This window comes from Sphingobium aromaticiconvertens (assembly GCF_037154075.1).
In the GTDB taxonomy this organism is placed as follows: Bacteria; Pseudomonadota; Alphaproteobacteria; order Sphingomonadales; family Sphingomonadaceae; genus Sphingobium; species Sphingobium aromaticiconvertens.
This window is the reverse complement of record NZ_JBANRJ010000001.1, coordinates 1,356,549-1,369,564: the sequence shown is the minus strand read 5'-3', so window position 1 is coordinate 1,369,564 and position 13,016 is coordinate 1,356,549. Positions and strand designations below refer to the sequence as shown.

Here is a 13,016-nt window from a genome sequence, read left to right as displayed (position 1 = left end):
AGCAGCATATCGTCCCGAGAGGTTCCATACACAGCCGACCCATGCCAGACGCTCAGCGTCCAGCTTTCTCTTCCTAGGAGCGGTCCGACCGCTTTTCGATTCTACCCGTCCTACTTTGAGGTGTAGCAGTCGCTTGATCGGCTCTGGCTCCACCAGCTTCGACCTTCAGCCAAAACGGTAGTTGGACGGAGGGTTCTGCACAATCTAAGCTAAGAAGATCGCTTGCCCGAGTTAAGCGCCGGTATTTTTCGCGATTCCTGCCTTTTCGACATGCGTAACAATAGGTTCGTCGCGTTCCTTGCGTTCCGAATAGCGATCGACCAGCTGGTCGGCATGGGGGCGTAGCAAAACGGTGAAGCGGACAAGTTCCTCCACGACATCGACGATACGATCATAATAGGCCGACGGCTTCATCCGTCCCGCTTCATCGAACTCCTCATAGGCCTTCGCGACGGAGGACTGATTGGGGATCGTGAACATCCGCATCCATCGTCCAAGGACACGCAGCGTATTGATGCTGTTGAACGATTGTGATCCCGCCGACACCTGCATAACCGCGAGAGTCCGCCCCTGTGTCGGTCGCAACCCTTTATAGGCCAGCGGCAGATGGTCGACCTGCGCCTTCATGATCCCGGTAATCTGGCCATGGCGTTCCGGGCTGCACTAGACCTGGCCTTCCGACCAGAGCGAATGGGCACGCAGTTCGTGGACAGCGGGATGATCGTCGCCAGCAACCTGATCGGGCAGCGGCAGGTCGCTTGGATCGAAGATGCGCGTCTCGCATCCGAAATAGTGCAGCAGGCGCGCCGACTCCTCGACAACGAGCCGCGAATAGGACCGATCCCGCAGCGATCCGTAGAGCAGCAGGATACGGGGTGGCGGATCCAGTTCGCCAAGGCCGAACGCCGGACGGCGATGCGCATAGTCCGGGTTCAACGCCGGCAGCGCGTCGATATCGGTCAGGGTGCGAAGATAGCGGAAGTCGGCTGCATTCCAATTCTGTTCCGTCATGGTCATGCCCGATCTCTCGCAGGAACCGTATCCGGGAACCAGCGGCGTCCGAACCAGAAGGCGACATTGACCAGCAGGATCAGAACCGGCACCTCCACCAGCGGTCCGATCACCGCGGCAAAGGCCACGGGGGAGGCAAGGCCGAACGCGGCGATGGCGACCGCGATCGCAAGCTCGAAATTATTGCCCGCCGCCGTGAAGGCTACCGCCGTGGTGCGTGGATAATCGCTGGCGATCAGCTTGCCCATGAAGAAGCTGATCGTGAACTGCACGACGAAATAGATGGTCAGCGGGATGGCGATGCGGATCGCGTCGCTGGGCAGCGTGACGATCTCATTGCCCTTCAGGCTGAACATGGCGACGATCGTAAACAGCAGGGCGATCAGCGTGACGGGACCGATCCTTGGCAGGAATACGCCTTCATACCAGTCATCGCCTTTCGCCCTGACCAACAGTTTGCGGGTCAGATATCCCGCCAGGAACGGAACGCCGAGATAGATCAGCACGGCCTCTGCGATCGTCCAGAAACTGACGTCGATGACGCTGCCCTCCAGCCCGAACAGTGGTGGCAGGAAAGCAAGGAAGAACCAGGCATAGACGCTGAAAAACAGGATCTGGAAGATCGAGTTGAACGCCACCAGCGCCGCGACATATTGATTGTCGCCCTTGGCCAACTGGTTCCAGACGATGACCATGGCGATGCAGCGAGCCAGGCCGATCAGGATCAGACCCGTCATATATTCCGGCTGGTCACGCAGGAAGAGAACCGCCAGCGCGAACATCAGCACCGGCCCGATGATCCAGTTCTGGATCAGCGAGATCGCCAGCTCCCGCCTATCCTCGAACACGCGCGGCAGTTCTTCATAGCGCACCCGCGCAAGCGGCGGATACATCATCAGAATAAGGCCGATGGCGATCGGGATGTTCGTCGTGCCCCAGGACAGGCTGTTGATCGCTTGCGGCAGCCCCTCGACGCTCGTACCCAGGCCGATGCCGAGCGCCATGGCGAGGAAAATCCACAAGGTCAGGTAGCGGTCGAGGAACGACAGGCGCGGACGACAGGTCTGGGTCATTGAGGTTCCTTGAGCGGAGGGGCGGAATCTCCGGCACCCAGCGCAATCTGCATGTAGATGGTGTCGAGCCAGCGACCGAACTTGCGCCCCACCGAGTGCATGCGACCAGCGTGCTGGAAGCCGAGGCGGGCATGAAGGGCGACCGACGCCGGTTCGCCACCCCCGATGACGGCGATCATCTGGCGAAATCCGGCCGCCTGTGCCTGCCCCAGCAGGGCACCCAGAAGCGCTTTGCCGATGCCCTGGCCCTGACGGTCGGGATGAACATAGATCGAGTTTTCGCAGGTCGACCCGTAAGCAGGGCGGTCACGGAATTGCGTAGCATAGGCATAGCCCACCACTTGCCCGTCCTGCTCAGCGACCAGAAAGGGCCAGCTTCTCGCAAAACATTCCGCGATCCTGCCTTCGGTTTCGACCAGTGAGCGCGGCACGGTATCGAAACTGGCCGTGCCATGGCGGACATGATGGGCGTAGATGGCGGCAATCGCCGAAGCGTCGGCTTGAATTGCCTGACGGACAGCGGTAGCCGCCATCGTTCAGGCCGCGCCCACGCGGGCACCAGTGGCATCCACGACCTGCTCGCCATCCTCCTTGGCAAAGGCGCCTTGCTGGGCTGCCGGGATCAGGTCGAGAACGGCTTCGGAAGGACGGCACAGTGTGACGCCCAGCGGCGACACCACCAAGGGGCGGTTGATGAGGATCGGATGCGCCATCATCGCATCGATCAGCGCGGCGTCGGACAGGCTGTCATCGCCCAGCCCCAGCTCTGTGAAGGGCGTGCCCTTTTCCCGCAGCAGAGCGCGGGGGGCGATCCCGGCACGCGCAATCAGGCCTTCCAACATGGCTCGGGATGGCGGCGTCTTGAGATATTCCACGACATGCGGTTCGATACCCGCGTTACGGATCATAGCCAGCGTGTTGCGCGACGTACCGCATTCCGGGTTGTGATAGATGATGATGTCCGGTGTCATAGGTCCGCTCCCGCCTTGGTGCTGGCACCGTCGCTCTGTCCGATTTCCTTGAGCTTGCGGCGTGTCGCCATGTCATCCAGGCTGGAGAGCGGCAGTGCCAGGAACAGGGCGATGCGGTTCTGCAGAAAGCGCAGCGCCTGAAGGAATGCGTCGCGCTGCCCATCCCCCTCGACCGCCGCGGGATCTTCGATGCCCCAATGCGCGGTCATCGGATGACCGATCCACACCGGGCAGGTCTCGCCTGCCGCATTGTCGCAGACGGTGAAGATGAAATCGAACTGCGGCGCACCGGGCACGGCGAACTCGTCCCAGCTTTTGGAGCGCATCCCCTCGACGTCGAAGCCCAGCCCCGAAAGGACGGACAGCGCCATGGGGTGGACTTCGCCCTTGGGCTGGCTGCCTGCACTCCAGGCGCGAAAACGGCCTTCGCCCAGCTTGTTCATCAACGCTTCGCCCAGAATGGAGCGGGCGGAATTGCCGGTGCACAGGAACAGGACGTTATAGATCTTGTCGGTCATGCTGGGGCTCCCTGGGAAACTGCATCGCAACGGATGGATGAAAGAAGGCTGTCGCACATCTGGGGATCGCCCTGGCAGCAATCGGCCATCAAAAAGCCGAGCAACGCCTGCATCCCGGCATAGTCCGCAGCATAGTGAATGAGACGGCTCGTCCGCCACGAGGTGGCAAGTCCGGCCTGCTCCAGCTTGGCCAGATGGTGGGACATGGTGGACGGCGGCACATCCATTGCCTGCGCAAGCGCGCCCGCAATCATGCCATCGGGACCGGCCTTCACCAGCAGGCGGAACACCGAAAGCCGTGTATCCTGCGCCAGCGCGGCAAGTGCGGCGACAGCTTTATCCTGATCCATTGCTACCCTCGATTCGATCATCGTCGAATTATGGTCCCACAAGACGGCCGTCAATGATATTTCGAGAAACGCAAAAATATCGAATCATTGTAGTCTTTATGTCATCATTGCGTGGAAGGAGCTTCTCCCAAAGGAGACCTTTCATGCTGGCAGCCCGCCGTTTCGCTTGCCCTTTTATCGTTGCGCTACTCATCACCGCAGGTCCGGCGCTGGCCCAGCACGCCACGACGACGGACGCCTATCGCGCGCAGGCGATGGCTGAACTGGAGCGTATCAAGGCGGATGCACCGGTGATCGGCAAGGCGCGCAACATCATCCTGTTCATCGGCGACGGCATGGGCGTAAGCACCCTGACCGCAGCGCGCATCCATCAGGGGCAGCGGCAGGGCGTGGATGGTGAATCCTTCGTCCCCGCCATGGACCGCCTGTCCAACACCGCGCTGATCAAGACCTACTCCCATGACGGGCAGGTGTCGGACTCGGCACCAACCGCCACGGCGATCCTGACCGGCGTCAAGACGCGCAATGGCGTCATTGGCGTCGGCCCCGAAGTGGCGGAAAATGACTGCGCCGGCAGCAAGGCGCACGAACTGCCGTCACTGTTTGGCTTTGCTCAGGTGCAGGGCATGGCGACAGGCGTGATCTCCACCGCCCGCATCACCCATGCGACGCCTGCCGCCACCTATGCCCACACCGCCAGCGCGACTGGGAAGCCGATGGCGACCTGTCCGCCGACGCCCGCGCGCAGGGCTGCATCGACATTGCGCGGCAGATGATCGAAGGCGATGTCGGTTCACGGCTCGACCTCATCCTGGGCGGTGGCCGCGCCAACTTTCTGCCGACGACCAGTCGCGACCCCGAATATGCCGCTGCCAAGGGAAAGCGCACCGATCGGAAAGACCTGACCAAAGCATGGCAGCGGCGCAATCCGCGTGGCGCCTATGTCTGGAACAGCGACGCCTTTGCCAAGGTCGATTTCGCCAAAACCTCGCGCCTGCTCGGCCTCTTCGAGCCAGACCATATGCAATATGAAGCCGATCGCGCGAAGGACTTCGGCGGAGAGCCCTCGCTGGCGGATATGACCCGTGCGGCAATCACCATGCTGGGCAGCCGCGAAAAGGGGTATGTCCTTTTGGTGGAAGGTGGCCGGATCGACCACGCGCATCATGCTGGCAACGCCCGCCGGGCGCTGGAGGACACCATCGCCATGGACGAGGCAGTCAAGGTCGCGATGGAGGTGACCGACCGCACAGATACGCTGGTGCTGGCAACCGCGGACCATAGCCACACCTTCGCGATCAGCGGCTACCCCGGTCGCGGCAACCCGATCCTGGGTACGGTGACCAATGGCGGTCAGGCGCTCAAGGCGAAGGACGGCAAAGGCTATACGACGCTGGGTTACGCCAATGGTCCGGGCGCAACGATCGACACGCCGCGCGCCGATCCGCTCCAGACCGACACGACGGCGCTCGACTATCGCCAGCAGGCGCTGGTGCCGCTGGGGTCGGAAACGCACGGTGGCGACGATGTGCTGGCCCGCGCATCAGGGCCGATGGCGCATCTGGTCAAGGGCACGATCGAGCAGCACAGCCTCTATTACATCATGCGCGAGGCGCTTGCAGGGTCGTCCGCCGAATAGCGTTCGCAACTAGCGCCGCCCTCCATCGTCTATCGTCACAGGTGACATAATAGCCCATGCAGGACTGACCCGGCACGATCCCTTCTGCCGGCTTGAGTCAGGACCAGGCATTGAACAGGCATGACATCATCATCGTCGGCGGCGGACAGATGGGCCTGGCGCTCGGCTATTATTTGCGCCGCGCCAAAGCGGACTTCCTGATCCTCGATCGCGAAGACGGGCCTGGCGGTGCGTGGCGCCATGGCTGGAATTCGCTCCGGCTGTTCTCGCCGGCTGGATATAGTTCGCTTCCCGGCTGGATGATGCCGCCGCCCCATCATGAAGGCTATCCGACCCGCGACGATGTGCTCGCCTATCTGCGCGCTTATGAGCACCGCTACGACCTGCCGATCCGCCGACCTGTCCGTGTGGAGACGATCGAGCCAGGCGGCGCAGGGCTGGAGATCGCCACGAACCAGGGCAAGATGACGGCGAGGATGGTCGTCAGCGCGACCGGCACATGGTCGCATCCCTATGTGCCGGACATAGCCGGACGCGCGTTGTTCGAAGGCGGTCAGGTTCATTCCGCGCACTATGTTGGCCCCGAAGACTATGCCGGTCAGACCGTGCTGGTGGTCGGCGGCGGCAACAGCGGCGCGCAGATCATAGCCGAGATTGCCCCGATAGCCCGTACCCTATGGGTAACGACCCAGGAACCGATCTTCCTGCCCGATGACGTCGATGGCCGCGTGCTGTTCGAACGGGCTGTCGCGCGCATGAAGGGCGACGCAAATGATATGCCGGTCGGAGGCATTGGCGACATCGTCATGGTTCCGCCGGTCAAGGCCGCGCGCGACCGGGGCGACTTGTCTTCGGTAAGGCCTTTTGACCGGATGACGCCCACTGGCATCGTCTGGCCGGACGGATCGGACATGGCCGTCGATGCCATCATCTGGTGTACCGGGTTCAGGCCCGCGCTGAATCACCTTTTCGAACTAGGCGTGGTCGAGGGAGATGGCCGCGTACTGTTAAACGGGCAACGATCGATCAGGGAACCGCGGCTTTGGCTTGCGGGCTATGGTGACTGGAGTGGGGCGGGATCGGCGACATTAATGGGGGCAGCACGCACCGCGCGAGATTTGGCGGCAAGGCTGGTTGAGCAGTCGGGAAAATGAGAGAGTGCGACTGTTTCATTAGCAGGGCGAATTCGGCCTTGAATGCATATCAGCGTAGGCCGTCACCCGGCTGCGATCGCGACCCATGCCGGTCGCTCGGCGCCAGATTTGCGATTCCCAGCGGCAGACATTCCGCTTTTCCGGCAGCTGTCGACCAAGATGCCTCGTTTACGTTCGGACTTGGATAGACAGCTCCTCCTAGAACTTGCTGTCCGCTAAATGCGAAGCCGCCAGATAGCAATGTGCCCCAATACTGGCAGTTGCATTCAGCGGTCAATCAGTGGTGACCCCTTGCCCATACTGAACGTACGATTGGTCGATGCCGCCCCGTGTTTATCATCCCAATGATTGAGGGTGAAATGGAAGGGCGAAGGCGAAGCGTCAGAGGTCGAGAAAAATCCTGTGCCACCTCGCCCGTCGCAACGGTTGTATTACTCGGCTGAATGGTGTCGATATGCTATCGTAACTGGATCAGGGATGACGCGTGAGCGAAGCGGTAAATACTCAGGACGAAAATCTGGCACCGGCGCCAGCACCGACCTCAGGCTTTTCTTTCATTCGACAAGGTGATCACGCCGCTCAGGACTTGGACTGGGAGAAGGGGCCCGATCAGGTACGCAAGGCCCTTGCCGAGGCGTTGGGTGCACGGAACGTCGCGTTCTTGCTCGGCGCAGGCTGCTCCTCGATGGTGGTCGATGATAAGGAGCGCGGCATCTCGACGATGCTGCCATTGGCCAGGGAATTCTGCGCTGCTCCAGAAGGTGCCGAGCCTTGGGTGTTCGACGCGTCGGAGCGAAGCTGCCTTGCCGGCTACGGTTTGAGCCTCGAAGGCGAGTATGCACGCAACCTCGAACGCCTGATGGAGACCCTACACGCGCTGCGGTTCGTGCTGAGGCGCAGTGACGATGATGGCGACGAGGAGGAGGCCGCCAAGATCGAGAAGATGATCGGGAAGGTGCAGGCCTTCCTGTGGGAGAGGTGCACCGCAGGCCTGTTCTCGAAGGGCGACGACTCCGTGCTGGGAACGTACGAGTCATTCTATCGGCGGCTGATCCTTCGCGACCGATCACTCCCACGACCGTGGATATTCTCCACGAACTACGACCTGTTCAACGAGCGAGCGATGGACCGTCTGGGTCTGCCATATGCCAACGGCTTCTCGGGCGTGGTCGAGCGCCGGTTCAACCCGTCCACCTTCAGATACGCGATGGCGGAGCAGCTCGACATCACCAACAGGAAGTGGTCGGCGGTCGACGGCTTCGTCTATCTGTGCAAGCTGCACGGTTCGATCAGCTGGACCGAGGACGATCACGGTCTCTTCCCCATCCGGGAGCTGTGGCCGCAGAGCGAGCCGTCGAAGGTGATGATCTTTCCGACACCTTCGAAGCAGAACTCGAGCCTCGGTTCACCTTATTCGGATCTGTTCAGGGAATTCCAGTCGCGCATCGTACGCGAGCAGAGCGTTCTCATCACGATGGGATTCGCATTCGGCGACGAGCACATCAACAATATCATATATCAGGCCCTGACCGTCCCAACCTTCAGGCTGATCATTTTCGCCGACCCCGAATCGGAAGGCGATATCGCCAAGTTGCGCGCCCTAGGCGATCCGCGGATATGGATCATCGGCGGACCAGGCCCGAAGGACGGTGCGCCAGCTCATTACTTTTCCACGATCGTGCAACACCTCCTTCCACGTCAGCCGTCCGACCGGATAGACGACGCCGTGAAGCTGGTCCTTCAGAAGATGGCCAAAGGCACCGGCTCGGCGCAGGACGCGACCGATGGCGACTGACGATCGCCGGCGGGCGATCGGCTCGGTCGTCGCGGTTTCGGCCGACAAGTTCGTCATCGAGATGCGCGGTGGGACAGACAGCTTCACCGTGGTGGGCTTCGACGACCTTCATTACGTCGCGCGGCTAGGATCGTTCGTGATGATACCGGCGCAGGCCGAGTATGTCGTCGCGGAGATCGTCGGCCTGCGCGAGAAGGATGCCGGGTCGGGTGGAGACATCGACAAGGCGGCGTCCGCCAAGTTCCTCGACGTGGTGCCGGTCGGCATGCTGCCCATCGAAGGGGGGCGGTTCAGGTTCGGCGTATCAGTTTTTCCTTCCCTCTACGCAGATGCGCTCTACGCGCTGGATCATGAGCTGGATCGGATATTCGACACCAACCCGGCGTCGGAACCCTCTGCCGGCCCCGATGAGGGGCCCTGCGTTCCCCACGATGCGACACGCCTGCGCATTCTCGAAATCGGCAAGTCTGTGGTTTTCGACGGCTATCAGGTCAAGGCGCGGATAGACGACCTCTTCGGGGGGCATGCCGCCGTGCTGGGGAACACGGGCAGCGGCAAGTCGTGTACGGTAGCGTCGATCCTGCAGGAGCTTTTCACGAAGCCAGCCGAGCATCACGCCCGTGGCGCAACGTTCGTCGTGCTCGACGTCAACGGCGAGTACCATCAGGCATTTGAGGACATCAGGAAGGCCGGAGTGATCGGGGTCGACCGTCTCATTCTCGACGGCACGGCCGACCCTGGCCGGTTCCGAATTCCGCACTGGTTCCTCGACCTGTCAGAATGGGAGCTGCTGCTCCAGGCCAGCGAGCGCACGCAGGTGCCGATCCTTCGTATGGCCTTGGGACTGGCCACCCTGTTCGACGGCGGCGCCGGCCAGCAGCTGACCAAGATCCGCAACCACATCCTCGCCAAGTGTGTGGCCGGCATCCTTTCCGACGAGAGTCCACCGGGTGCGAAAGAGACCCGGATATTGGGAATCCTCCAACGGTTCCGCACGGACGAGATCAACTCTGCCACCATCGGCGCCATGATCCACGTCCACTATGGCAACATGAATGATGTGGATGGCGCGTTCGCCTATCTGTCGGGTGACGATGGCCAGGGCGGATACGTCATCAACGACTTCAGGCTACCTGACTATTCGAACCGGCCATTCGACTTCGACACGCTGGGCGAGGCGATCGATCTCGCTTTGCTCTATGAAGAGGCACACGGGAATCGGCAGATCCGCGACTATTGCTCGCAAATGGTTACGCGATATAAGGCCCTGCTCGAACGCCAGGACTATGCGTTTCTTCGTCATTCGGCAGCGGAAGATTCCAAGGAGACGGGGCCGTTTCTGGGAAGGCTGCTGGGCCTCGCTTCCGTCCAGGGCGCGAGCGCCAAGACTTCCCAGATTATAATTATCGACATGAATGCCGTCGAAGACGAGGTCGTCGAACTGGTGAGCGCGATCGCCGCGCGGATGGTGTTTCGCCTTCTGCGGCAGGCGGAGCCGCGTAACCGCTTTCCAGTCCACCTGCTGCTAGAGGAGGCGCATCGATACATTTCCGCGACACCGTCGCGCTATGCGCTGGACGCCGGGCGGATCTTCGACCGCATAGCCAAGGAGGGAAGGAAGTACGGTCTCTTCCTGATCGTGGCATCGCAACGCCCGAGCGAGCTGTCGAAGACCGTCCTTTCACAGTGCTCCAACTTCGTGGTGCACCGCATCCAGAATCCGGACGATCTGTCGCAGATCCGCCAGATGTCCCCGTCGATTTCCGAGGGCGTCCTCCGGCGTCTACCGACGCTGCCCAAGCAGCATGCGCTTGTGTTCGGGAACGCGGTGAACCTGCCTACGACATTCAAGGTTCGCAGTGCGAAACCCCTTCCAGCGAGCGACGACGCGAAGATCGTCAGCCTATGGTTCCATGAAGCCGGTAGAACGCCAGGTATCGCGCTGAATTTCGCACCGGGAAATCTTGTCGCCGAGGAGGATGACAACCCTCTCGCGTGACCGAGGGCCGGCTTTAGCCCATCAGTCGATGGTGCGGGCCAGGCGAACACACGCCCTCGCCGTGCGAATTGAGAGGCCTGATGCTGCTGTCCAACATCCTTTTTCTCAGTCAACCGAAGATAGTAGTGTTCACTGCGCAAAGGTTTCACACCGCCAATACCGCGCGCTGACGAGGGGACGCGGTTTCGCCGCGATACAGCTGATCAATGGTAAAACGCGTTCGGCATCGTTTCCGACGAGAAGGGCACGTCGATATGACAGCGCCCGTCATCTTCGGTGTGGAAGATAAGCCCACCATCGGCGAACACCTCATGGGCGAAATCGATAAGCGGTTCGAACGTAGCGATGCTCGGGTCCCATGCGCCTTGGCTGTCCCAAAGCTCTCGCAGGATGGCGTGAAGCTCGTCGATCAAATCGTCATAGCCAGCATTGACGATCGCCGCCCTTATGCCTGGGACATCGGTCCAGTCAAAGCCTTCCCCGTCCATCCCGCCCAGCAGATAGGCGCCGATCTTGATCGGTTGGACCAGCGCGGGACCTGCTTCGCCAACAAGCTGGTCAATATCAGCGTGGGTGCGATAAGCCTTGATAGCCGCATTGGCGCGGTCACGGGCGATCGCGACGGTCCCGATCATAGACTCGCCATGGTATCGGGTCTGCTGGCGATTGAAGAGCGCCGACATTCGGCAGGCGGCATATTCGTCCCAGCAGACCTCGGCGATCTGGAACATCACCGAACGCTCATAGCCTTCGATCCGAGTACCGAAGCGCGCCTCGGGGATTGCCGCCTCTTTCTGGGCCGTGACCTGCACGTGCGCGCATTCATGCGCGATGATTCCGATGGCCGCCGCTTTGTCTTCCTCGGCCGCGATGTCGGCTGTAAGGCCTGCGACCATCTGGGCGTTAAAGACGAGGTGTGTTTTGACCTGACCGTCGCGCATCACCGCCGGCGACATCGCGACGCCCTGCATCTCGGCGGTGTTCGAGCGGGTAAGCGGCCTTAGCCCAGGCAGGCCGCGGTCGAGATCGGCTAGGGCTTGATCATAGTCGATCGCAACCGTGACCCCATCAAGCGTCGACAGGTTCATGAAGCGGCCAAACAGCCTAATGGCATCGAGCACCGCATGACCGAGTTCGCGCGCGCCCTCCTCGTTTTCGAACCCTTTCACAGTGAGTCCCAGATCGGTTGGGATTGTCGTCGGCGGCAGATTGTCCCAGTCGATTTCGGTCATGATCCGTGGTCCTCTTGCAGAGCAGTAAAGATCGTGATGCTATCGCAACGATACAAGTACGGCACATCCCGACATCCGCGACCATAGAAGAGCTTTCCGAACTTTTCGGGACGACATTTCCAAATTGCCTCGAAGCACTCCGCAATGATCAATCTCGTTCAGCCTAGGCGAACAAGGTCAGCGCAACTGGACATATGCCCTCCATTCGTTCATGTTATGTACTGAACCATCAACATCCGAGCGGCTGCATGTTTGAGAACCTCCAACACGAACTTGACCGCCTCTCCCGCCTTCAACAGGTAGAGGTTCCTTTGGAAGCCGATTCTGAGGGATATGCCGATAAGGAATGCCCGGCTGAAGCATGCCTGTTCCAATTCAAGATAGTTGCTGAAGACTGGACAAATCTCGTCCGCGATGAGGAAGTGTTCTGCCCATCCTGCCGACATGCCGCACCGGCAAAGTCTTGGTACACGACGGAGCAGATAGAAGCGGCCAAGCAGTACGCGCGCGGAGTCGTGATTAATCGCATCAACGGGGCGATGCGAGCAGATGCCGCGGCTTCGAAGCGGCGACAGCGGCCAGGCTCGTTCCTAAGCATCACCCTAAACGTGAAAGGTGGCCGCAACGCAGTGTTGTTGCCGGTTGCATCCGCAGAGCCCATGCGCTTGCGTACCAAATGCGATTCTTGCGGCTGTCGCTATTCATACGTAGGTGCCGCATATTTCTGTCCTAGTTGCGGGCATAACTCTGCCCACCACACATTTCAGCAGACCCTCGCCACCATCAGGACCGCCGCTGGGCTACGTGAAACTCTACGCAACACGTTAGGCCCGGACGAAGCTGAGTTGATGACTCGCACACTGCTGGAAAAGGCTATTCAGGATACGGTGATGTCGTTTCAGCGCCTAGCGGAGCAGATTTACGAAAGCCGGGCCGGCGTATCGGCCCGGCGAAATGCGTTTCAAAACCTCGATGCGGGATCCAATCTGTGGGATACGGTGGCGGGGTCGTCGTTTGAGAAAATTGTAGGCACGGCAGCTATGGATCGTCTCCGAGTTTTCTACCAGCAACGCCATTTACTTGCTCACCAACAGGGCATCGTAGACGCAGACTACATTACGCGGAGTGGCGATGCGACCTACGCCGTTGGGCAGCGGCTGGTAATCAAAGAGTCGGCAGTTCTGGAGTTTGCTGGACTGATTGAGCAGTTAGGTTCGGCTCTACTGAAAAGCTCGCCTTTCCATTGCGGCGATTCGTAAGGTCGAAAACGGTAG

The 13,016-nt window shown here is 60.7% G+C and carries 10 protein-coding genes and 2 pseudogenes; 5 read left to right on the top strand and 7 right to left on the bottom strand.

The features are described 5' to 3' along the window. Positions 1 to 231: 231 nt before the first annotated feature. The 6 genes and pseudogenes from arsH to WFR25_RS06490 form a co-directional block, all read right to left on the bottom strand. Positions 232 to 1,011 (bottom strand): annotated as a pseudogene (gene arsH, locus WFR25_RS06515) (arsenical resistance protein ArsH). A 2-nt stretch (positions 1,012 to 1,013) separates the two neighbouring features. Continuing rightward, positions 1,014 to 2,084: an ACR3 family arsenite efflux transporter gene (arsB, locus tag WFR25_RS06510; RefSeq protein ID WP_086486108.1), complete on the bottom strand. Its 1,071-nt coding sequence runs from the start codon at positions 2,082 to 2,084 to the stop codon at positions 1,014 to 1,016. Beyond that, on the bottom strand, positions 2,081 to 2,617 hold the full coding sequence (locus WFR25_RS06505; RefSeq protein ID WP_086486107.1) for a GNAT family N-acetyltransferase: 537 nt from the start codon (positions 2,615 to 2,617) through the stop codon (positions 2,081 to 2,083). Before WFR25_RS06505 ends, arsB begins: the two co-directional genes overlap by 4 nt. Before the next feature lie 3 nt (positions 2,618 to 2,620). Then, positions 2,621 to 3,055, bottom strand: a complete 435-nt coding sequence (gene arsC / locus WFR25_RS06500) for an arsenate reductase (glutaredoxin) (RefSeq protein ID WP_086486106.1) — start codon at positions 3,053 to 3,055, stop codon at positions 2,621 to 2,623. Beyond that, entirely contained in the window at positions 3,052 to 3,573 is a 522-nt protein-coding gene (locus WFR25_RS06495) for an arsenate reductase ArsC (protein ID WP_086486105.1), read from the bottom strand. The genes arsC and WFR25_RS06495 overlap by 4 nt, the downstream gene beginning before the upstream one ends. Next, positions 3,570 to 3,923: an ArsR/SmtB family transcription factor gene (locus tag WFR25_RS06490; RefSeq protein WP_086486409.1), complete on the bottom strand. Its 354-nt coding sequence runs from the start codon at positions 3,921 to 3,923 to the stop codon at positions 3,570 to 3,572. The genes WFR25_RS06495 and WFR25_RS06490 overlap by 4 nt, the downstream gene beginning before the upstream one ends. Positions 3,924 to 3,976: 53 nt before the next feature. Here WFR25_RS06490 and WFR25_RS26580 point away from each other — a divergent pair. From WFR25_RS26580 to WFR25_RS06465, 4 genes and pseudogenes are all read left to right on the top strand, one after another. Next, positions 3,977 to 5,562 (top strand): annotated as a pseudogene (locus WFR25_RS26580) (alkaline phosphatase family protein). A gap of 110 nt (positions 5,563 to 5,672) precedes the next feature. Then, on the top strand, positions 5,673 to 6,716 hold the full coding sequence (locus WFR25_RS06475) for an ArsO family NAD(P)H-dependent flavin-containing monooxygenase (RefSeq protein ID WP_086486408.1): 1,044 nt from the start codon (positions 5,673 to 5,675) through the stop codon (positions 6,714 to 6,716). A gap of 484 nt (positions 6,717 to 7,200) precedes the next feature. Beyond that, positions 7,201 to 8,511 carry an SIR2 family protein gene (locus WFR25_RS06470; protein WP_254908123.1) on the top strand — a complete coding sequence of 437 codons (1,311 nt, stop codon included), beginning with the start codon at positions 7,201 to 7,203 and terminating at the stop codon, positions 8,509 to 8,511. Beyond that, on the top strand, positions 8,501 to 10,510 hold the full coding sequence (locus tag WFR25_RS06465) for an ATP-binding protein (protein WP_086486102.1): 2,010 nt from the start codon (positions 8,501 to 8,503) through the stop codon (positions 10,508 to 10,510). The genes WFR25_RS06470 and WFR25_RS06465 overlap by 11 nt, the downstream gene beginning before the upstream one ends. Positions 10,511 to 10,713: 203 nt before the next feature. Here the strand turns inward: WFR25_RS06465 and WFR25_RS06460 are convergent, their stop codons facing one another. Continuing rightward, positions 10,714 to 11,742: a hypothetical protein gene (locus tag WFR25_RS06460; protein ID WP_086486101.1), complete on the bottom strand. Its 1,029-nt coding sequence runs from the start codon at positions 11,740 to 11,742 to the stop codon at positions 10,714 to 10,716. Positions 11,743 to 11,990: 248 nt separating this feature from the next. On the opposite strand from WFR25_RS06460, the gene WFR25_RS06455 reads away from it, so the two are divergent. Further along, on the top strand, positions 11,991 to 13,001 hold the full coding sequence (locus tag WFR25_RS06455) for a hypothetical protein (protein ID WP_086486100.1): 1,011 nt from the start codon (positions 11,991 to 11,993) through the stop codon (positions 12,999 to 13,001). Positions 13,002 to 13,016: the final 15 nt, after the last annotated feature.

What these genes read in the sequence shown, in the direction of transcription:
- arsB (WP_086486108.1), bottom strand. Translation starts at nt 2,084, where the DNA reads ATGACCCAGACCTGTCGTCCGCGCCTGTCGTTCCTCGACCGCTACCTG.
- WFR25_RS06505 (WP_086486107.1), bottom strand. Translation starts at nt 2,617, where the DNA reads ATGGCGGCTACCGCTGTCCGTCAGGCAATTCAAGCCGACGCTTCGGCG.
- arsC (WP_086486106.1), bottom strand. Translation starts at nt 3,055, where the DNA reads ATGACACCGGACATCATCATCTATCACAACCCGGAATGCGGTACGTCG.
- WFR25_RS06495 (WP_086486105.1), bottom strand. Translation starts at nt 3,573, where the DNA reads ATGACCGACAAGATCTATAACGTCCTGTTCCTGTGCACCGGCAATTCC.
- WFR25_RS06490 (WP_086486409.1), bottom strand. Translation starts at nt 3,923, where the DNA reads ATGGATCAGGATAAAGCTGTCGCCGCACTTGCCGCGCTGGCGCAGGAT.
- WFR25_RS06465 (WP_086486102.1), top strand. Translation starts at nt 8,501, where the DNA reads ATGGCGACTGACGATCGCCGGCGGGCGATCGGCTCGGTCGTCGCGGTT.
- WFR25_RS06460 (WP_086486101.1), bottom strand. Translation starts at nt 11,742, where the DNA reads ATGACCGAAATCGACTGGGACAATCTGCCGCCGACGACAATCCCAACC.
- WFR25_RS06455 (WP_086486100.1), top strand. Translation starts at nt 11,991, where the DNA reads ATGTTTGAGAACCTCCAACACGAACTTGACCGCCTCTCCCGCCTTCAA.